Source organism: Arcobacter sp. CECT 8989 (assembly GCF_004116715.1).
GTDB lineage: Bacteria > Campylobacterota > Campylobacteria > Campylobacterales > Arcobacteraceae > Halarcobacter.
The window spans coordinates 62,738-84,151 of the sequence record NZ_PDKE01000011.1 but is presented as its reverse complement, the minus strand read 5'-3'; the positions used below and the strand labels follow the sequence as shown (position 1 = coordinate 84,151).

The 21,414-nt window shown below is 28.5% G+C and carries 21 protein-coding genes; 10 read left to right on the top strand and 11 right to left on the bottom strand.

Annotation, left to right across the window (positions count from 1 at the left end):
- Both trpD and CRV02_RS11030 read right to left on the bottom strand, forming a co-directional pair.
- Entirely contained in the window at nucleotides 1-984 is a 984-nt protein-coding gene (trpD, locus tag CRV02_RS11035; RefSeq protein ID WP_129090383.1) for an anthranilate phosphoribosyltransferase, read from the bottom strand.
- Between the two features lie 5 nt (nucleotides 985-989).
- Nucleotides 990-1,241 carry a S4 domain-containing protein gene (locus tag CRV02_RS11030; protein WP_129085027.1) on the bottom strand — a complete coding sequence of 84 codons (252 nt, stop codon included), beginning with the start codon at nucleotides 1,239-1,241 and terminating at the stop codon, nucleotides 990-992.
- Nucleotides 1,242-1,388: 147 nt separating this feature from the next.
- On the opposite strand from CRV02_RS11030, the gene CRV02_RS11025 reads away from it, so the two are divergent.
- Both CRV02_RS11025 and CRV02_RS11020 read left to right on the top strand, forming a co-directional pair.
- Nucleotides 1,389-2,636 (top strand): argininosuccinate synthase, encoded by a 1,248-nt coding sequence (locus CRV02_RS11025; protein WP_129090382.1) that lies wholly within the window; start codon nucleotides 1,389-1,391, stop codon nucleotides 2,634-2,636.
- Nucleotides 2,637-2,774: 138 nt separating this feature from the next.
- Nucleotides 2,775-3,275: a gamma carbonic anhydrase family protein gene (locus tag CRV02_RS11020; protein WP_129090381.1), complete on the top strand. Its 501-nt coding sequence runs from the start codon at nucleotides 2,775-2,777 to the stop codon at nucleotides 3,273-3,275.
- A 21-nt stretch (nucleotides 3,276-3,296) separates the two neighbouring features.
- Here CRV02_RS11020 and CRV02_RS11015 read toward each other — a convergent pair whose 3' ends face one another.
- From CRV02_RS11015 to CRV02_RS11005, 3 genes are read right to left on the bottom strand one after another with little or no spacing between them, the layout of a single operon-like run.
- Nucleotides 3,297-3,482, bottom strand: coding sequence for a hypothetical protein (locus tag CRV02_RS11015; protein ID WP_129090380.1), 186 nt, complete (start codon nucleotides 3,480-3,482; stop codon nucleotides 3,297-3,299).
- Between the two features lie 11 nt (nucleotides 3,483-3,493).
- Complete coding sequence (locus CRV02_RS11010; protein ID WP_129090379.1) at nucleotides 3,494-3,877, bottom strand: response regulator; 384 nt, start codon at nucleotides 3,875-3,877, stop codon at nucleotides 3,494-3,496.
- Between the two features lie 53 nt (nucleotides 3,878-3,930).
- Nucleotides 3,931-4,677, bottom strand: coding sequence for a response regulator transcription factor (locus CRV02_RS11005; protein ID WP_129090378.1), 747 nt, complete (start codon nucleotides 4,675-4,677; stop codon nucleotides 3,931-3,933).
- Nucleotides 4,678-4,741: 64 nt separating this feature from the next.
- On the opposite strand from CRV02_RS11005, the gene CRV02_RS11000 reads away from it, so the two are divergent.
- On the top strand, nucleotides 4,742-5,782 hold the full coding sequence (locus CRV02_RS11000; RefSeq protein ID WP_129090377.1) for a PAS domain-containing sensor histidine kinase: 1,041 nt from the start codon (nucleotides 4,742-4,744) through the stop codon (nucleotides 5,780-5,782).
- A 19-nt stretch (nucleotides 5,783-5,801) separates the two neighbouring features.
- On the opposite strand, the gene CRV02_RS10995 is transcribed toward CRV02_RS11000, so the two are convergent.
- The 3 genes from CRV02_RS10995 to recR all read right to left on the bottom strand — a co-directional run bounded on the left by CRV02_RS10995 (nucleotide 5,802) and on the right by recR (nucleotide 7,536).
- Nucleotides 5,802-6,722 (bottom strand): dUTP diphosphatase, encoded by a 921-nt coding sequence (locus CRV02_RS10995; RefSeq protein WP_129085034.1) that lies wholly within the window; start codon nucleotides 6,720-6,722, stop codon nucleotides 5,802-5,804.
- Between the two features lie 63 nt (nucleotides 6,723-6,785).
- A complete protein-coding gene (locus CRV02_RS10990) occupies nucleotides 6,786-6,962 on the bottom strand; it encodes a uracil-DNA glycosylase (protein WP_129090376.1) in 177 nt (58 codons plus the stop codon).
- Nucleotide 6,963: 1 nt separating this feature from the next.
- Nucleotides 6,964-7,536 carry a recombination mediator RecR gene (gene recR, locus CRV02_RS10985; RefSeq protein ID WP_129085036.1) on the bottom strand — a complete coding sequence of 191 codons (573 nt, stop codon included), beginning with the start codon at nucleotides 7,534-7,536 and terminating at the stop codon, nucleotides 6,964-6,966.
- Between the two features lie 71 nt (nucleotides 7,537-7,607).
- Between recR and dnaJ the strand changes: the two genes are divergently transcribed.
- The 3 genes from dnaJ (at nucleotide 7,608) to trpB (ending at nucleotide 13,492) form a co-directional block, all read left to right on the top strand.
- Entirely contained in the window at nucleotides 7,608-8,735 is a 1,128-nt protein-coding gene (dnaJ, locus tag CRV02_RS10980; RefSeq protein WP_129090375.1) for a molecular chaperone DnaJ, read from the top strand.
- Between the two features lie 36 nt (nucleotides 8,736-8,771).
- The gene (locus CRV02_RS10975; protein WP_129090374.1) at nucleotides 8,772-12,179 is read left to right on the top strand and encodes a transporter substrate-binding domain-containing protein; all 3,408 of its coding nucleotides are present in this window, start codon (nucleotides 8,772-8,774) and stop codon (nucleotides 12,177-12,179) included.
- Nucleotides 12,180-12,274: 95 nt separating this feature from the next.
- Nucleotides 12,275-13,492 (top strand): tryptophan synthase subunit beta, encoded by a 1,218-nt coding sequence (trpB, locus tag CRV02_RS10970; RefSeq protein WP_129090373.1) that lies wholly within the window; start codon nucleotides 12,275-12,277, stop codon nucleotides 13,490-13,492.
- Between the two features lie 18 nt (nucleotides 13,493-13,510).
- Here the strand turns inward: trpB and CRV02_RS10965 are convergent, their stop codons facing one another.
- Complete coding sequence (locus tag CRV02_RS10965) at nucleotides 13,511-14,038, bottom strand: AAA family ATPase (RefSeq protein ID WP_129090372.1); 528 nt, start codon at nucleotides 14,036-14,038, stop codon at nucleotides 13,511-13,513.
- Between the two features lie 113 nt (nucleotides 14,039-14,151).
- Nucleotides 14,152-14,970, bottom strand: coding sequence for a ferritin-like domain-containing protein (locus CRV02_RS10960; RefSeq protein WP_129085041.1), 819 nt, complete (start codon nucleotides 14,968-14,970; stop codon nucleotides 14,152-14,154).
- Nucleotides 14,971-15,036: 66 nt separating this feature from the next.
- Between CRV02_RS10960 and CRV02_RS10955 the strand changes: the two genes are divergently transcribed.
- Genes CRV02_RS10955 through CRV02_RS10945 form a run of 3 tightly spaced genes read left to right on the top strand, consistent with a single transcriptional unit; the run spans nucleotide 15,037 to nucleotide 17,539 of the window.
- Nucleotides 15,037-15,630 (top strand): MBL fold metallo-hydrolase, encoded by a 594-nt coding sequence (locus tag CRV02_RS10955; protein ID WP_129085042.1) that lies wholly within the window; start codon nucleotides 15,037-15,039, stop codon nucleotides 15,628-15,630.
- A 14-nt stretch (nucleotides 15,631-15,644) separates the two neighbouring features.
- Nucleotides 15,645-16,556: a GGDEF domain-containing protein gene (locus CRV02_RS10950; RefSeq protein WP_129090371.1), complete on the top strand. Its 912-nt coding sequence runs from the start codon at nucleotides 15,645-15,647 to the stop codon at nucleotides 16,554-16,556.
- Between the two features lie 8 nt (nucleotides 16,557-16,564).
- Complete coding sequence (locus CRV02_RS10945; protein WP_129090370.1) at nucleotides 16,565-17,539, top strand: GGDEF domain-containing protein; 975 nt, start codon at nucleotides 16,565-16,567, stop codon at nucleotides 17,537-17,539.
- A 1-nt stretch (nucleotide 17,540) separates the two neighbouring features.
- Here CRV02_RS10945 and cmoB read toward each other — a convergent pair whose 3' ends face one another.
- Nucleotides 17,541-18,455, bottom strand: coding sequence for a tRNA 5-methoxyuridine(34)/uridine 5-oxyacetic acid(34) synthase CmoB (gene cmoB, locus CRV02_RS10940; protein ID WP_129090369.1), 915 nt, complete (start codon nucleotides 18,453-18,455; stop codon nucleotides 17,541-17,543).
- A 161-nt stretch (nucleotides 18,456-18,616) separates the two neighbouring features.
- Between cmoB and ccsA the strand changes: the two genes are divergently transcribed.
- A complete protein-coding gene (gene ccsA, locus CRV02_RS10935) occupies nucleotides 18,617-21,367 on the top strand; it encodes a cytochrome c biogenesis protein CcsA (protein WP_129090368.1) in 2,751 nt (916 codons plus the stop codon).
- Nucleotides 21,368-21,414 lie beyond the last annotated feature (47 nt).

Here is a 21,414-nt window from a genome sequence, read left to right as displayed (position 1 = left end):
CTAGTTTAATTTTGAAGATACATCAATAATTTGTTCTAATTTAGTCTTTGCTTTTCCACTTTGAATAGCTTCTTTTGCAATCTCTAAACCATCTTGTATATCCCTTGCTTTTCCATCAACTTCTAATGCTGCAGCGGCATTGATTAAAACAATATTAAGCATAGGTCCATCAATTTTATTTGATAAAATATCTCTTGTTATTTGTGCATTTTGTTTTGCATCTCCACCTACAATAGCCTCTTTTGGAGCTAACTTTAATCCATAAGCTTGAGGGTCAATTTCAAAGTCTTCAATTTTTCCATTCTCTAATCTTGTTGCATATGTAATATCAGAAATAGAGATTTCATCCATTCCATCTTTTGACGAAACTACAATAGACTTTTTAGTTTCAAGTAAATCTAAAGCTGTTGCAATTCTATTGATATAAGATTTATCAAAAACACCAATTAACTGCTTTGATACAGTTGCAGGATTTGATAATGGTCCTAAAATATTAAAAATAGTTCTATGGTCAATTGATTTTCTAATTGGCATAATATATTTCATTGCAGGGTGATGATTTTGTGCAAACATAAAACAAAAACCTGTTTCTTCTAGCATTTTTGCAGTATTATCTAAAGATAAATTTAGATTAATACCTAACTTTTCTAACATATCAGCACTACCACTTTTACTTGTAACACTTCTATTTCCATGTTTTGCAACATATGAATCAGCACCAGCTAGAAGAATTGAAACTGTACTTGAGATATTAAAGCTATAACTTTTATCTCCACCTGTTCCTACAATATCAATAGCTTTTTCTTTTAATTCATAATGTAAAGGAAGAGGAATCAAATGCTCTCTCATAGCACTTGCAGCACCAGCTATTTCTGCTGCTGTTTCACCTCTTTCATATAGTTCTATTAAATACTCTCTTACTTCTTCTTGTGGTAATCTGTTTTCAAAAATATCATCAAATTTTAATTTTGCCATATTAAACATATCCATTATCCTTGCAATCTTTTTACGTATTCATCCATCTTTGATTTTGGAGTAGATTTTGTTGTTGGTATTTGAAGAACTTCGAATTTATCAGTTCTTTCAAGATATTTTATTTCAATAATATCCCCAACTTTTACCTCTTTTGCTTTTTTAACAGCTTGTCCATTTATAAACACTACTTTATGTTCAAGCATATCTTCTGCAACTGCTCTTCTTTTTGTTATATTAACTGCATTTAAATATTTATCAATTCTCATAGTATGGATTATATCTAAAGAGTACTAAAATAAACAGAATAGAAATAGATATTTTCAAAGATTTTATCTTAATCAATTAAACAGAATTATATTTAATTTTAGATATTATATATGCCTTGAAATTATGATGATTATAGGATAAGTTAAATGAATAAAAAAGATGTAAAAAAAGTTGTATTAGCATATAGTGGTGGGCTAGATACATCAACTATTTTAAAATGGCTTCAAGATGAGTATAATGCAGAAGTTATTACATTCACTGCTGACTTAGGACAAGGTGAAGAAGTAGAACCTGCAAGAGAAAAAGCTTTAGCTTGTGGAATTAAACCAGAAAATATTTTTATCTTAGATATAAAAGAAGAGTTTGTTAAAGAGTATGTATTCCCAATGTTTAGAGCAAATGCAATCTATGAAGGTGAATATTTATTAGGTACTTCAATTGCTAGACCACTTATTGCTAAAAAGCAAATTGAAATTGCAAATAAAATGGGTGCAGATGCTGTATCTCATGGTGCAACTGGAAAAGGTAATGACCAAGTTAGATTTGAGCTTGGATACTTAGGATTAAACCCAGATATTACTGTAATTGCTCCATGGAGAGAGTGGGATCTTAACTCAAGAGAGAAATTACTAGCTTATGCAAAACAACATGGAATTGAAATTGATAAAAAACATATTGATGCAGAAGGTAATCCTGTAATTTCTCCATACTCTATGGATGCAAACCTTTTACATATTTCTTATGAAGGTTTATCTTTAGAAGATCCAAATGCAGAACCAAGTGAAGACATGTGGTTATGGACAAATTCACCAGAAGAAGCTCCTGATGAAGCAGAATATATCACAATCTCATATAAAAATGGAGACCCAATTGCAATCAATGGTGAAGAAATGTCACCAGCAACTATCTTAGAAACTTTAAATAACTATGGAAACAAACATGGTATTGGAAGAATTGATATTGTTGAGAATAGATATGTTGGAATGAAAGCAAGAGGTTGTTATGAAACTCCAGGTGGAACAATTATGTTAAAAGCTCATAGAGCAATTGAGTCTATTACTTTAGATAGAGAAGCTGCTCACTTAAAAGATGAGTTAATGCCTAAATATGCTAAATTAATTTATCAAGGATATTGGTTCTCTCCTGAAAGAGAAATGATGCAAGCAGCAATCGACAAAACACAAGAAAATGTAGAGGGAACTGTTAAGTTAAAACTTTACAAAGGAAATGTTATTGTTGTAGGAAGAGAATCTGAAAGATCTTTATTCTCTGAAGCACACTCAACTTTCGAAGAAGATGAAGTATATAACCAAAAAGATGCAGAAGGGTTTATTAGACTTAATGCACTTAGATTTATCATCTCTGGTGAAAACAAAAAATACTATCACTTATAAAATATAAAAAAGTCAAGTTAATCCTTGACTTTTTTACCCCTACTCTTTAAAATCCTCAGCTTTTCAATAAAAACCCTTGCTATTTTCATATTGCACTAGTTATAATTTATCTTTAAATATAAGACTAGGGAGAATTATATGTTATTAAAATTTAAAGGACACTATCCAAAAATTGCACCAACTGCATGGGTTGCAAGTAGTGCTGATGTAATAGGAAAAGTTGAAATAGGAGAAAACTCTTCTATCTGGTTTGGTTGTGTTTTAAGAGGTGATGTAAATAATATCAAAATCGGTAACAATACAAATGTTCAAGACTTATCAATGATTCATATGGATACAGATTCTCAGACTATTTTAGGTGATAATGTAACTATTGGACATAAAGTAATGCTTCATGGCTGTACTATTGAAGACAACTGTTTAATTGGTATGAGTGCAACTATTTTAGACCATGCTGTAATTGGTGAAGGAAGTATTGTAGGAGCAAATTCACTTGTAACAGCGGGAAAGAAATTTCCACCAAAAAGTTTAATTATGGGAAGTCCAGCAAAAGTCGTTAAACAATTAACAGATGAAGACGTTGAAAAGCTTATAAAGCACGCAGGACATTACGTAGAATATAAAAATGACTACTGTTAAAAATTAGAGTATTTTAATACTCTAGTTTTGTTTACAAAAACTTCTTAGTTCGTATTCTCCAGTTCTAAAATTAAGAACTTTTTCTTTTTTATATTTTAATCCTAAAGATTGACACTCTTCTTTTGTAACTGTTTCATTACCTATACAAGAAATGAAGAATAATGAAATAAAAATAAAAGAGAAAATCTTTAAAAAAAGTTTTTTCATTTAAACTCCTTTTACATCGAATCTAATACCTTCATACTAGTATTTAGTAAATCTTTCATATCAAAAGGTTTTGGTATGCATTTACTAACACCTAAACTTTTAATTTTTTCGATTATATCTAAATCAACAGCCGAAGTAATAATACATGGAATAGTAGGATTTATATCCCTTATCTCTTTTAACATTGATATTCCATCTTTTAGAGGCATGTTTATATCTGTAATGATTAAATCTACTTTTTCACTAGTAAACTTTTCGAGACCTTCTTTTCCATTTTCTGCAATTACTACATTGAAGATATAGTTCAAACAAACTTCAACATTTGATCTTACAATAGTCTCATCTTCTACATATAAAATAGTATAATCTTTATAATTTTCTGATGTATTTAACATGATACACCTCCACTATAAAAATTATACTAATAAATAGTACTATAAAGGTATCATTATTTTAAATTTATTCGATATCCAAAGCCATAAACATTTTCTAAATCTAGTTCTGGGACTTTTTTTCTAAGTCTAGAGATAATATTTTTAAGATTAGAGATATTTGGGTTCTTCTCTTCATCTTCTGACCAAAGAATAGTTAGTAGTTCTTCAATTGTATGAGTCTTTTCACTGTACTTTAAAAGTACTTCAATTAAAAGTATCTCTTTTTTTGTAAGTTTGATACTTTTGTCATCTTTTAATAATTGTTTTGTTTCTTTATTCCAAGAAAGATTATCATTTATTTTTAAAATGGTACTAGAAATATTTTCATCTTTATTACTTTTTTCATATAACTCTTTCAGTTTTGTATATAAAACATGTACAAAAGAGTCATAATTTAACGGTTTTGTAATAAAATGAGAAATACCTATATTTACAAGCTCTAATAAATAGTTAGTTTCACTGTGGGCAGATAGTATTATTAGTAATTGCTCCTTATTTATATCATAAACTTCTCTTGTAAGTTCTATACCATCTTTATTTGGCATTTTTATATCACTGATTACAACATCATAGTATGAATTTGTACTTTTATAATACTCTTTATACTTTTCAATTGCTTCTTCACCATCAAAAGCAACATCTACTTTTGGGAAAATCAGTTCTAGCAATTCACTTGTTTCTTTTATAATATCTTTATCATCTTCTACAAAAAGAACACTTTTATCTTTTGCATATTTTTCTAAAAGAATATAATCAACCATTTTAGCTCCTAAAAAGTGTTATTAAATTATACTATAAAGATATTTTATTTTAATTAGGACAATAATGAATGACAATCATTTTGAATGCTTTTTCAATAATACTATAGAAGGTATTTTAATTATAGAAAATGGTTTTATAGTAAATATTAACCAAGCTATGATTGATATCTTAAAATACAACAATAAAGATGAAATTATTGGAAACCTTGCAACGGGTATATTAATCCCAACAATTAATCATAAATACCTTGAATACAACAATGCAACCTTTGAGGAAGTTTCTTTAATAACTAAAGAAGGTGAGATAATTCCTGCAATAATAAGAATCAAAGATATCAAAGAACATAACAATACATATAAAATGGTTTTTATTCAAGATTTAACAGATTTAAAAGAGAAAGAGAGTCTATTAATAGAGCAGTCAAGAATGGCAGCAATGGGTGAAATGATTTCAATGATTGCACACCAATGGAGACAACCTTTAAGCTCAATAGGAACTGCTGTTTCCAATCTAAAACTTCGTATTAATATGAAAAATTATGATGAAACAACATTTAACAAAAAATTAGATGATGTAGAAAACTATTTAGAGTATATGTCTACAACAATTGATGATTTTAGAAATTTCTTTAAAAAAGATAGAGATAAAGAGCTTACAAATATTCCATATATAACAAATATTGCTGTTGAAATGTTATATGAAGCTTTTGAAAAAAACAGTGTTAAAATAGAGAATAAAAATAGTGTCAAACTTGACAATATCTTTTTATATAAAAATGAACTTCTTCAAGTTGTCATTAATATTTTAACAAATGCAAAAGATGCTTTTAATGATAAGCAAAACAAAGCTGATAATAAAATAGTAATAGAATATAAAGAGTCAAAGAAAGTTCAAAAAATTATAATAAGTGATAATGCTGGAGGAATACCAGAAAATATCATTGATAAAGTGTTTGATCCATATTTCTCTACAAAAGATAATAAAAATGGAACAGGTATTGGCTTATATATGTGTAAAACTATTATTGAAAAACATTTTCAAGGTAAGATACAAGTATCAAATAAAAAAGATGGTGCTTGTTTTGAGATAACTATTTCAAAGTAAAGAGAAACTCTTTACTTTGTTAGTTTGAAGGATAGTTTTCTTCTAGTTTAGAATATAATTCATCGAAACTTACATTTTCCATATTCTCTAATACAGAAACCATGATAACATTATCTTCGCTACCATTCCATGTTTTAATATAAGTTCCTTCTTTATAACCATGGTCTTGTCTAAATTTATTTAAACAGTTTTTACCAATATAAAGTTTTTGTAACCAAGTAAAAGAAAGTCCAGAGATTTTACAACATCTAAAGAACTGATCAATAAATCTTTCTATTCCACCAAAAGATGGGATATTTCCAGTCTCAATTGCTAAAGCAATATATGATAATTTCTCTGCTTCTTTTACCATTGCTTTTACATCGATATCTTCTGATGCTTCATAGATACAATGTGTGTTAACTAAAGAAACAGCTCTTGGTACATTTGTTTCTTGTAAAATATAAGACATTAAGAAATGCCAAATATCAACTAGCTCTACATGAATATTATTCATATCTGGTTCAGAGTTGATATTTTTCCAGTGTTTCCATGGAGTTGAATCAATTAATTCAGCAACTTCCATATGAATACATCTAAGCCAATTAATCTCTTTTCCAAACTTGTTTCTTCCTAATTCCCAGTTTTTACCATTTGTAGAGTCATTTAACTCTTTTTGTAATAAAAACATCTCTTCTAACTTGTAAGGGAATGATGATGCTTCCTCTAATAATTCTGCTAAAGGTAAACACTCTTCTACTAAACTATCTAATGATTTATTATTTGGTAAGTCTCTATCACCTTTTAATAAGTGAATAATTAATGATACTGTGTAAGGAACTTCATCTTTTTCTTCCCACTCTAAAATATCTGAAGGTGTAACCCCAATATATTGAACAAAATCTTCAATAGAAAGGAAACCAAGAGACTTAATACTATCTTTCAAATCTTTGTATAACAATTATAACTCCTAAACTAAATAAACTTAGATTATACTCTAAAATAACTTACAAAAAATCTTATATTATTTTTGAGGATTTTTCAACTGAAAAAACGAACAAGGTAAGCCACTACTATTCTTTACTACTACAGAAGGAATAATTTTAGATTTAAAGCCGTAAGCTTTGCAACCATGGGGTTTATTTTGTTGCCATGTAACAAAATAGTGAATACATTTTTGACATACTATTCTATCAGTCATTTTAAATATCTACCCTACTTTGTATTGCTTTTGCTAAAGACAACATATCAACATTTTCTAAACTAACACCTGTTGGTACACCTTGTGCAATTTTAGAGAATGTAATATTAAAATCTTTTAGTTTATCTTCAATATATAACATAAATGCATCATTCGATAAAGATGGTGTTATTGCAAAAAGAGCTTCTCTTATTACGTTATCTTTTACAAAATTAAGTAATCTATCTAAGCTTTCACTCTCTAACTCTTCAATAACAAAATATAAGCCATCAAACTGTTTTGAATCTTCAATTAAAAAGATATCTTTAGCACTTTGTACAATACAAACCTTCGATGAGTCTCTTCTATCATCTAAACAAATCTCACAAATCTCATGTTCACTCATTGAACCACATTTTACGCATCTTTTAATACTTTTTAATGCACTTTCTATGCTGTGAGCTATTTTAATACCACTGTAGTGATCATTCATTGTGACATGATAAGCTAGTCTTAATGCAGATTTCTTACCAATAGTTGGCAAAGACTCAAAGGCTTCAACTAAATTATAAAACTTTTCTAAACCTTTTTTCATGTATTTATTATATCAAAGATTAATGGTATTTTAGATAAAATCGCGAAAAATATATATTTAGGAGTTAGCAATTGACTGAAGTGGATTACTATGAATTATTAGAAGTTGCTAGAGATAGTGATAAAGGAACTATTAAAAAAGCCTATAGAAAAATGGCAATGAAGTATCATCCAGATAAAAACCCTGATGATACAGAAGCAGAAGAGAGATTTAAAGCTGTAAATGAAGCCTATCAGGTACTAAGTGATGAAGAAAAAAGATCTATTTATGATAGATATGGAAAAGCTGGACTTCAAGGTCATGGACAAGGTGGAGGTTTCTCTGGTGGGTTTGATGATTTAAGTTCAATTTTTGAAGAGATGTTTGGAGGTTCTGGATTCGGAGGCTTCGGCGGTGGTTCAAGAAGACAGAGAAAAACATATAACTATAACTTAGATATTGCAATTGAAGTAACAATTGAATTTAATGAAGCAATCTTTGGATGCAAAAAAGATGTTGAGTTTAAATACAAAGATGCTTGTGGTGACTGTAAAGGAACTGGTGCAAAAAATGGTAAACTAAACACTTGTCCTCACTGTGATGGGCAAGGACAAGTTCATATGAGACAAGGTTTTATGACATTTGCTCAAACTTGTCCTCATTGTAATGGAACAGGTCAAGCAGTTACAAGTAAGTGTAATACTTGTAATGGAACTGGTTATGATGAGAAAAAAGAGACTTTTGAAGTAAATATTCCTGAAGGTGTAAATGATGGAAATAGAATCAGAGTTTCAAATAAAGGGAATATAGCACCAGATGGAACAAGAGGTGACTTATATTTACAAATTAAAGTAAATGAAGACTCACATTATGTAAGACATGATGATGATATCTATTTAGAAGTTCCAATTTTCTTTACTCAAGTAGCTTTAGGTGCAACAATTAAAATTCCAGGTCTTAGAGGAGAACTAGAATTAAAAGTTCCAGCAGGAACTAGAGATAAAGAACAATTCAAATTTAAAAATGAAGGTGTTAAGTCAGTTCAAGGATATGGACAAGGGGATTTAATTGTTCAAATTAAAATCAACTATCCTGAGTCTTTAAATAGTGAACAAGAAGAGCTTTTAGAGAAACTTCAAGAGAGTTTTGGGGTTGAAAGTAAACCTCATGAGTCAAACTTTGAAGGTATGTTTGAAAAAGTTAAAAAGTGGTTTTCTTAAAATCTTATTTGGTATAATTACCAAATAAGGTTTAAAATGAAACACATTATAAAATTATTTTTTATACTTATTTTTATCACTACTTCTTTATACAGTAGTGATAAAATAACTCTAACAAAAAAAGAAAAAGAGTTTATAAAAAAACACCCTCTTATTAAAGTTGGGGTGGAAACAAATTGGCCTCCTTTTGAGTTTGTTGAAGAAGGAGAGTATAAAGGTCTTACAAAAGGCTATTTAGATATTATTAGTCAACAAACAGGCATAAAATTTCAATATATTATTGATGATAGCTGGTCTAATCTTCTTCAAAAAACACAAGCTAAAAAGATTGATTTACTCCCTATTCTAACAAAAACAAAACAAACAGAAAAGTCTTTACTATTTACGCAAAAATATATTAGTATAAGAGAGTATCTATTTTCTAAAGAAATACAATACAACAACCTAAATGACTTAATAAACAAAACGATTGCAATTCCAAAGGATTATGCATACGAAACATACATAAAAGATAGATATCCAAATATTACTGTACTTTCTGTAAATAATATGCTTGAAGCTATTGATGCAGTTGTTACAAATAAAGCAGAAGCTCTTATTGCTAATTCTGCAATCATAAGTTATCTAACAAAAAAACATAATATAACTGATATTCTTGCAAACTTTCCTCTAAAGTATAATAAGAATGAAATGTTTATGGCAACAAGAAATGACTTTGGAACTTTAATTGATATTTTAAATAAAGTACTTAACAACATAAGTATTGAAGAAAAGCAAAAGCTTCATCATAAATGGGTATTCTCAAACAAAACTCCAACTACTTCTGATATCATTTTTACAAATGAAGAAAAAGAGTTTTTAGCTGAAAAGAAAAAGGTTTATATTTCAAACGAATATGACTTTAGACCCTATGATTATAATGAAGATGGCGTTCCTAAAGGTTATATTGTTGATTATTTAAAACTTTTATCAAAAAAATTAAACCTTGAACCTGTGTTTATTACAGATAAATGGTTTGAGTTAGAAAATAAAATTAAAAACAAAGAGATAGATGTACTTCCTATGATTTCAGTAAATGAAAAAAGAAAAACATATCTACACTATACAAATAAAATTTTATCTCAAGAGTTAACTATTGTTACAAAAGCTTCTAAAACAGAGATTATAAATATAGATGATTTAGAAAATAGAAAAATTGGAATGATTCGAAGCTGGAATATTACAAATAAAATTAAAAATAACTATCCAAATATCAAAGTTATTGAGTTTGATACCATTGAAGATATTTTAGAAGCAATCAAATTAAACTTTATAGAAGCAACAGTATTAAATGAATTATCTGCTAAGTATTATATCAATCAAAATAGATATGAAAACCATCTAAAAACAGTAGGTGGTGTGACAATTGATGGCTTTTATAAAGACTTATATATGGGAGTAAGAAAAGACCTACCCTTACTTAAAACTCTTTATAATAAAGCCCTAGAAAATGTAACAGCAGAAGAAGAAAAAGCATTAAAAGAGAAATGGCACAATAGTTCTAAAGCTCTAACCTTAACGGATAAAGAAAAAGAGTTCATACAAAACAATGTAATAAATATCTCTTTTACATCAAATTGGAGACCCTTTAGTTTTGTTAAGGACAATCAACCACAAGGGCTTGCTTACGACTACTGGAATCTTATTAGCAATAAAGTAAATCTAAAAACAAACTATATTTATGAAGACAATTTTACAACTGCTCTAAAAGAGATAAAAAATAAAAATAGAGATATCATACTTTTAACTTCAAATACAAAAGAAAGAGAAGAGTACTCAATATTTAGTGATACTATCTTTAAAACACCTATTGGTATAGCAACAATAAAAGATGAAAACTATATTCCAGATGGTTCATACTTAGAAGGGAAAAAAGTAGCAGTAGGAAAATCTTATACAGCTCAAAAACTTTTATCAAAAGTTTATCCTAAAATAGAGTTTGTTGAAACTAAAAATTTAAAAGAAGCCTTTGATTTATTGTCTGAAAACAAGGTATTTGCAGTAGTTGATAGTATGCCTGCTTTATCAGACCAAATTAAAGAGTTTGGATATACAAATATTAAAATTTCTGGAAGTACAAAAGTTATTTTTAATATGAAAATGCTGATTAGAGATGACTATGAAATTTTAAAATCTATTGTTAACAAAGTACTTTTAACTATCTCAGAAGAAGAGAAAGAGAAAATAAAAAATAAATGGATTGACTTAGAGTATAAAGAGAATTTTAACTATTCATTAATCTGGAAAATAGTTTTAGGTTTTACTTTAGTACTTCTGTTTGTAATGTATAAAAACAGACAATTAGTAAGATTTCAAAAAGAGTTGAAAAAAACTAAAGACAATCTAGAAAACTCTTTAGAGAACTTTAGATTACTTCTAGATGTAAACATTGCTGGGATTTTAATTGTTAGAGACAATAAAATCAAGTATTTAAATGATGAACTATTAAATATCCTAGAACTTGACTCTAAAGAGCTCCTTTTTGAAAAAAGTTTTGAAACTCTATTCCCTAATCAAAATATAGAAAGCTTAATAAATAAAAATAAAGAAAATGATTCCTTTGAAATTGAATTAAATTATGATAATAAACTTACTATTCCTATATTAGTAAAGCTAAAAGATATTATTTATGACAATAGAAAATCATATATTATTTCAATAATTGATTTAACAGATATAAAAAGCAAAGAAGAACTTCTTTTACAGCAATCAAAAATGGCAAGTTTAGGAGAGATGATAGGAAATATTGCCCACCAATGGAGACAACCTCTTTCTACTATTTCAACGGCTGCTTCTGGCTTAAAAATACAAAAAGAGTTTGATACTTTATCTGATGAAATGCTTATAAATAGCCTTGATACAATAACTAGTACAACACAATTTTTATCACAAACAATTAATGATTTCCAAAACTATATAAAAGATGATAAAAAAAGAGTCCCTTTTATTATCAATGATAGTTTTGAGAAAGTATTATCTATTTTGGATACATCTTTTATAAACCATAATATTGAAATAAAAAAAGAGATAGAAAATATAGAAATTAATAGTTATCAAAATGAATTAAATCAAGTTTTATTAAATATATTTGCTAATTCAAAAGATGCATTAAAAGAGATAAAAAATGATAAAGAAAAATATATATTTATCAAAGTATTAAAAAAGAATAACAATGCAATTATTGAGATTATTGATAATGGTGGAGGAATAAAAAAAGAGCTTTTAGAAAAAGTATTTGAACCTTATTTTACAACTAAACATAAATCCCAAGGAACAGGGTTAGGATTATATATGACTCATAAAATCATTACTGAAAGTATGAAGGGTAAAATCCAAATTGAGAATTGTAAGTATGCAGGTTTTAATAACTGCACAAAGGTTACAATATCACTTCCTATTGAGTAAAACTCCTTAAGTAGCCTTATATAAAGGGCTATTTAAAAAAATATAAATATAATAATCGAAATAAAAATATAAGTTCATTACACACACGAAGGAAAATAATGTCAAATTATTTAGAGAATACACCAGATGAAAATGGTTATTTTGGAAGATTTGGAGGTTCTTTTATTCCTCCTGTTTTAGAAAAACCATTTGAAGATATAAAAGAAGCATATGAAAAAATCAAAAAAGGCCCAAAATTTATTGAAGATTTAAAATATGTAAGAAAACATTACCAGGGGAGACCAACTCCAATTAGCTTTGCAAAAAATTTAAGTGATTACTGTGGTGGGGCAAAGATATATTTAAAAAGAGAAGATTTAAATCACTCAGGAGCACACAAACTAAATCACTGCATGGCTGAAGTGATTTTAGCTAAGCATATGGGATATAAAAAAGTTATAGCTGAAACAGGAGCTGGTCAACATGGTGTTGCATTAGCAACTGCTGCTGCTTATTTTGGATTAGAATGTGAAATTCATATGGGTGAAGTAGATATTGCAAAAGAGCACCCAAATGTTGTAAGAATGAGAATTCTTGGAGCAAACGTAATTCCTGCAACTCATGGATTAAAAACTTTAAAAGAGGCAGTTGATTCAGCCTTTGAATCATATATTAATCAAGCTGATACTGCTATTTACTGTATTGGTTCAGTTGTTGGTCCACATCCTTTTCCTATGATGGTAAGAGATTTCCAAAGTATTATTGGAATAGAGTCACGAGAACAGTTCTTTGAACACGAAGATAACTTACCTAATAATGTTGTTGCTTGTGTTGGTGGTGGTTCAAATGCAATGGGAATCTTTTCAGGCTTTATTGATGATAAAGAAGTAAACCTTTATGGAGTTGAGCCAATGGGTAAAGGTGAGAAAATAGGTGAACACTCTGCAACTTTAACTTATGGAGAAGAAGGTGTAATGCACGGATTTAACTCTATTATGCTAAAAGATGAAAATGGAGAACCTGCTGCTGTTCATTCTATTGGTTCTGGAATTGACTATCCATCAGTTGGACCAGAGCATGCCCACTTAAAAGATATAGGAAGAACTAAAGTTGGTCTTTGTAATGATGAAGAAGCAGTGGATGCATTCTATAAGCTTTCTCAACTTGAAGGTATTATTCCAGCATTAGAATCAGCTCATGCAGTTGGTTTTGCAATGAAACTTGCAAGTAAACTAGCAAAAGATGAAACTATTTTAGTTAGTTTAAGTGGTAGAGGAGACAAAGATATTGATTTTGTTGTAGAAAACTACCCTATTCCAAACGCAAAGTTTTAATAAGTCATAAAAGAGTAATTAAATTTCACAAAGAGATTTAATTAGCTCTTTAAACTTTTCTTTTGATTGTTCTAAAGGTAAAGAGTTCTCAAAGTTTATAAGTTTTTTACACTCTAACTTTAGATAATTTCTTTCTAACCTTTTATCAATTTCTTCTTTTGATTCACGAGCTCTTTTTTCAAGTCTTTTTCTTAGAACTTCTTTTGAAACAGTAATATTTATTGTAAATACTTTTTCATAACTACTTTCAAAGTCTTTAATTTTTGACCTTGAAATAGATATTATATTTACACCCTTTTTTATTGATGACTTTGATATTCCATAACTATTGCCATGGGCATACCATGATGAAATAAAAAACCCTTGTGTTTGTAAAATAGTAAAAGCACTTGTTTCTAAGAAATAGTTATTTTCATGACTATCAGCTTCTCTTGTAATATATCTTCTTACAAAATTTATATTACTAAACTCATTTCTTAATGATTTCAATAAAGTGTCTTTACCTGCTCCACTATCACCTACAATCAATATAATTTTTTCGTCCATTTACTTCCTAGTTAATTATATTTTACGTTCAAATGTAAAATACTTCTATATATAGTAACCATGTTAACTCTTTTTAATTAATTTATTTAATTATAAAAAAGATACATTACAAACTAATTACAGTCATCTTTCTTTGCTAAGAATTTCAATTCATCACAAGAAAAGCCAGCTTTTTTCCTTGCTTCAATATTTAATTGATATTTTTTGGTTGTGCTTCCAGGGAATACTTTTTCAAGTATTTCAATATAAGTTTTTTCTGGGTCTAGTCCTTGTCTTTCACACTCAAACTTAAACCATCTATCACCTTTAGTTACATGATCAACCTCTTCTTCTAAAATGATTTCTAATGCATCTAGTATTTTTTGGTTAAAATCATCTATATTTGAGTTTAATTTCTCCATGATTTTTGGGTTTTGTTCTAGACCATTTGCTTCTAAAAACCTTGGAACGACAGCCATCCTTGATAATAAATCAGGTGTACTTTTCATTGCTTCAAAAAGATTTGTATGAACTTCTAGCTCACCATAATAAGAACCTAACTCTTTAAGTAAGCCCTCAAGCATCTCAAAATGTCGAACTTCATCATTTGCAACTTCTAACCAATCATCATAATACTCATCTGGTAAATCTTTAAATCTTAATGCTGCATCAAGAGCTAAATCAATTGCACTATATTCAATATGAGCAATTGTATGTAGAAGGATTATTTTCCCTTCATTTGTCTTGAAATGCTTTGGTGTTTTAACATGTTTTGGTAATACAATTTTCAAAAAATCATTATATGATGGATTTTTTAGCTCATATGGTGTATAATTGTAATCAAATTGTGATTTTTTGTTTAAATAATCGTTATAAAAGGCTTTAAAGTCGCTAATCTTCTTTTTAGGATTGGCTTCAAGTACGATATTTTCTAGCCTTAAATGATAATGCATAATCTTCCTTACAGTTTTAATTTAATATACTAGATTAAATTTTAGCTAACTAAGGATTAAAGAACTATGTCATTAAAAGTCCAACCAATGGGTGATTATCAAACAAATTGTTATATTATTACTGTAGATGGAAAAGATTTTATTATTGATCCAGGTGTTGGAGCAACAAGATGGGTACTTCAAAACGTACAAAATCCTGTTGCGATTTTAAATACACATGGACATTTTGACCATGTATGGTCAAACAAAGAAGTGAGTGAAGAATTAGGTTTAAAAATCTACACTCCAAAAGAAGACAACTTTATGCTTGAAAAAGACCCTTATGGGTTTGGAATGACTCCATCATGTGCTGATGTATTAGTCGAGCCTGATGAAGAGTTTGACTTTGACGGTGTAAAGGTTAAGTTTCACTATTTTCCTGGTCATACTCCAGGATGTTCTGCAATTGAGATAGATAAACACTTGTTTTCAGGTGACTTTATCTTTAATAACTCTATTGGAAGAACAGATTTTCCTTTTTCTAGTCCAGAAAAGATGAGAAAAAGTATTGATAAGATTTTAGCTTGGGAAAAAGATATTAGAATCTACCCAGGGCATGGCCCAGCTACATCTTTAAATAGTGAAAGAGATTCTTTAATAAATTGGAAAAATTATTTATAATAGTTAGGTAAAAAATGAATTATAATAAGTTAAACTCTTATAGTTTTCAAATGATTATTGCGTTAAATGATCACTTAAAGACTTTACATAAATTAGATGATATCTTCGCATATTTATCATCGTATTTAAATAAGGACTTTGGAATATCTAGGTTTAAAGCAGCTATCAACAATAGAAGTATTTATTCGAATATTGATTCAAATAAAGATTTTAAAAGTAAAAATCTATTTATTAAACTTGATGAAAGTGATGAATTAGAAGTAACTTTTTATTTTGAATCAGGATTAGAACAAGATAAGATTGAATCTACTTCAGAAATAGTAAGAACAACGTTTAACTTAATTTCACAAACTATTTATAATAAGTACTTAACATCTCAACTAAAAGAGTTATCATTAAAAGATACGTTAACAGGCCTTTATAATAGACAATATGTAGATGAATATTTAAAAACAATGCTTCCACTTTCTTCAAGGGAGAAGAAAAAAGTTGCTTTTTTAAAAATAGGTATTGATCACTTCAAAGCTGTTATTGATGAATTTGATTATAATACAGGAGATAAAGTTTTAAAAGAGCTTGCAGTAAGCTTAAAAAACTCTGTTAGAACTTCTGATATTGTTGCAAGAATTGAATCCGATGAATTTTTAGTTATTTTGCATAATATAGATAGTGAAGATAATGCAATTAAAGTTGCTGAGAAAATAATAGAAAACTTTAAGAATAAAAAAGTTATTGTTAACATAGATACAAATCAAACGTTGATGAAAACAATTTGTGCTGGTATTTCTATGTTTCCTGATGATGCAAGTAAAACTGAAGAGATTTTCAGATCTTCTGATATTGCGCTTTATGAGGCAAGAAATAAAGGAAGAAGTCAATTTTTCAAATTTAAGAAAGAAAAGACTAATACAATAGAACTTTTTTAAGGGATAGAATGAAGAATAATATTTTAGAATTAGTAAAATCAGCAAAATCAAATGAAAAAGACTTTAAAGCTTTAGAAAATATTTATAAATTATATGATCAATTACAATACTCTTCAAACTTAAAACAAATGGCAGAAGATATTTATCTTTGGTTACATACAAACTTTGATGTAGATAACGTAACATTTGCTCTATTTGATATAGAAAGAAATAATAGAGAAAATGTATTTATTGAAGGAGATGAGTTTTATTTAGATGATTCATTATCTTTTTTCTTTATTGTAAACACTCATACAAATTTAAATGCTATTGTATCATTTTGTGCTTCATCAAAAGAACATCATGACATGCTAGCGGATCAATATAATGTTATTGAGTCAGCTCTATTTCAAATTTCACCAATTATTCAAAATGGTATTATTAAGAAAAACTTTATTGAGTCACTTTCATTAGACTCTGTAACTAAAGTTTATAATAGACATTATTTAATTGAAAACCTAAATAGACAAATTACTTTATCTAAAAAAGAGTATAAGAGTATCTATTTCTTGATGGTAGGAGTTGATCATTTTAAAGCAGTTATTGATGAGTTTGACCATGAAGTTGCAGATCAAGTTCTAGTTGAATTAGCAAGGATAATTCACTCAAATATTTCTGAGTTTGATATGGTTGCAAGATTAAGTGGTGATGAGTTTTTAATCTCAATGCTTAGCACTACAAGTGAGTCAGATATCGCAAAAATTGCACAAAATATAATAAAAGATTTTTCAGAAGTAAAAGTTACTGTGAATGACTTAGGACACACACTACAAAAAACAATCTGTATTGGATATGATATATTTGATACTTCTGATGATAGTGATACAATAGATAAAACTATTAAAAATGCAGATATAGCTCTATATGAAGCTAAAAATAGAGGAAGAAGCCAATTCTTCAACTATAAAGATTTAACTCCTGATGATACAATAGATTTATTCTAATCTACTGTATCTTTCTAGCTTTCATATAAACTCTTTTTGGAGCAGGATAACCCTCAACTGTTTTGGTTGGGTCTTCAGGGTCTAAAAAGTCTTCTAAACTTTGATCAAATGACCATTTTGTTTTTCTTTGTTCTTCACTAGTTGTAGTAGTTGTAGCAATTACTTCAATATCTTCAAAACCAGCTCGACTTAACCAATTTCTTAAAGCAGGAATAGTTGGAATAAAATAGATATTTGGGATTTTAGAGTATCTTTTATCCGGAGTTAAACAAATCTCATCTTCTCCATCTATCATAAAAGTATCAATTAAAATCTCACCCTTTGAGTTTAATCCTCGTGCAAGTGATTTTAATGTTCCAACTGGATCTGGTCTATGATATAAAACACCAAGCATAAAAATAAAGTCAAATTTATGATTATAATACTCTAAGTGCTCTACTCCAAGCATCTCATAAATGATATCTGATTTAACAAAGTGATTAACAAACTCAAACTGATGTAGTGTTAAAGCACTTGGGTCAAAACCAATTAATCTTTTTGGCTTATCTTCAAGCATTCTAAACATATAATAACCATTGTTACAACCAATATCTGCAACAACCTTATCTTTTAAATTAAAATGAGGTCTTATTAGATTGTATTTTATATTACTCTGCCACTCACTATCAATTTCAACACCAAATAAATTAAAAGGTCCTTTTCTCCAAGGAATAAGTTTTTGTGCTGTTTCTTCTATTAAAGCAAATTCACTATCAGTTAAATCTTCTCTTTTTCCAATAGTAAACCAATCACCATAATCTACGTGTAATTTCTCTTTATGTAAGTCAAAAACCTTTAGTAATTGATTATACCAAGGTTCAACATTTTTCCATTTTCTACAGTCGTCTTTTTTCTTTTTAAGTTCTTCTAAATTCATTCTAGAATTATAATCTTAATTTATTTAAAAACTTGTTTTAAATCAAGAATAAGTAAAGTTTTTTGGTTATAATAACGAAATTTTGTAAAAAATACTTTCTACACGTTAATTAAATAGATAATACGTATAATTAGCGGGTAACTTTTTAAAAAGGATTTATATTGAAACAGCTAACTGACGTCTTGTTCTCCTTCAAGACAACACTTACTTTATTAGCTATTCTAGCCATTGGGGCAGGAGTAGCAACTTTCATCGAAAATGATTTCGGTACATCATCTGCTAGAGTTCTTGTTTACAACCACTTCTGGTATGAAACAGTATTAGTTTTAACAACTATTAACCTTGCAGGTATAATCTATAAATATAAAATGTGGAAACATAAACCAAGATTTATCTTCCATTTATCATTTGTTGTAATATTAATTGGTGCAGCTGTAACTAGATATGTTGGTTATGAAGGAATTATGCAAATTAGAGAAGGTCAGATTCAAAACAGAATGATCTCTTTAGAACCTTATTTACAAGTTAAAATAAAACAAAAAGACTCTACTTTTTATAAAGAGTACCCAATGGAATTTACTGCTTTAGGTAGCAATGATTTTTCTCATAGTATTTCTTTTGACAATAAAGAGTTAACTGTAGATTTTAACAACTATATGTATGCTAAAAAAGGTAAAAATGACATGGGTATTTTAACAGTAGATGTTTCATTAAATGGAGAAACAAAAACTGTAAAACTACCAGGTAAAAGAGGAATGAAAGGTGTTACAAAAGTTGAAGACTTTGGTGATGCAGTTGTAACACTAGAGTATGGTTCAAAAACTCTTGAACTTCCTTTTGCTATTCAATTAAGAGACTTCCAACTTGATAGATACCCAGGAAGTATGGCTCCATCATCTTATGCTTCTGAAGTAACAGTAATCAAACCTGATGGCAGAAAATATGACTATAGAATTTTTATGAACAGAACACTTCATGAAGGAAACTTCTTATTCTTCCAAAGTTCATATGACCCAGATGAAAAAGGAACTGTATTGTCTGTAAATAATGACCCGGGTAAATGGCCAACTTATTTTGGATATTTCTTACTTACTTTAGGACTTATTTGGAATTTATTTGATAAGAAATCAAGATTCTGGAAACTTACTAAATATGTAAGTGGAAAAAACTTAGCATCAATTGTTGCTGCCTGTTTTATTACTTTTGCAAGTACAAACTTACAAGCAGAAGACCAACTAGCTAATTTTACTCCTGATAAACAAGAGATTGAAAAGTATTTAGAGAGATTTAAAAATGACTCAGCCCAAACTGCTAAGAAGTTTTCTAAAATCGTAGTTCAAAGTAATGGTGGTAGAATGAAACCACTAGACACTCTTAACCATGAGATTCTAAGTAAACTTGCTGGTAAAAAGTCAATGTTTGGTATGAATGCAGACCAAGTAGTATTAGGAATGCTTACTAGACCAGAGATTTGGCGAAATATGAGAATGATTAGAGTAAAAACTCCAAAATTAAAAGAGTTTTTAGGAATTGAAAAAGATAGAAAATATATTGCCTTTACTGAAGTATTCAAAGACAATAAATATATTCTTCAAGAAGAGACTCAAAGAATCTCTATGATTAGCCCTAATCAAAGAGGAACTTATGAAAAAGATATTGTAAAACTTGATGAAAGATTAAGTATTTCATATATGGTTTATAATGGAAGTTTATTTAATATCTTCCCTAAAACAGGTGCACAAAAACTTGAAAACAATAAATGGTATTCTCCATTAGATGCTATTCAAGGATTTGAAGGTGATAACCAAAAAGCAATTGAAACACTGGTAAGAGGTTTTTTAAATTCAATTATTAGTGAAAAATGGGAATTATCAAATAAATTTATTGATATGATTCAAGAATACCAAACTCAAGTTGGTAAAGAAGTTATGCCTCCAAAATCTCAAATAGATAGAGAAATAGCATTCAATCAACTACAAATTTTTGAAAAACTAACACTTGCTTATTTATTTGTTGGATTTATTATGCTTGTTGTAGCATTTATTGTTGTATTTAATCCAAATATCAAACCAAGAAAAACAACACTATTCTTCTTTATTATGTTAAGTTTATTATTTGCTGTACATACATTTGGTATGGGATTTAGATGGGTTATTTCAGGACATGCTCCTTGGTCAGATACTTATGAATCACTACTTTATATCTCATGGTCAGCAGTATTTGCAGGAGTTGTATTCTTTAGAAAATCATTACTTGCATTAAGTGCAGCGGTTATTGTTGCAGCTATTTTTATGTTTACAGCACATCTTACAAGTATTGACCCACAAATTACAAACCTAGTTCCTGTACTTAAATCATACTGGTTAACTATCCATGTATCGATTTTAACAGCTTCATATGGTTTCTTTGGACTTAGTGCAATTTTAGGATTTATGGTTTTAATTCTATTTATTTTTAGAAAAAATAGACCACACCTTGATGAAACAATTAAACAAGTAACTGCTATTAATGAAATCTCACTAATCATTGGACTTAGTGCAATCACTATAGGTAACTTCCTTGGTGGTGTTTGGGCAAATGAATCTTGGGGTAGATATTGGGGATGGGATCCAAAAGAGACTTGGGCTTATGTATCAATTGTAATTTATGTATTAGTTGTTCATATGAGATTTGTTAAAAAGCTTAACAATCCATATGCATTCTCAGTTGCATCATTATTATCATTTGCATCAATTTTAATGACATACTTTGGTGTTAACTTCTACTTATCTGGCCTTCACTCATATGCAACAGGTGACCCAGTACCAATTCCAATGTGGGTTTATTATGTAACTGCTTTAGTATTTGTTACTATTGCCTTTGCATATAGAAATAGAAACCTAAAAGATGACATTTGTCATACGAAAAAATAGATTAAGTCTTTGGACTTAATCTATCCTTCAATTTATTACTTAATTAT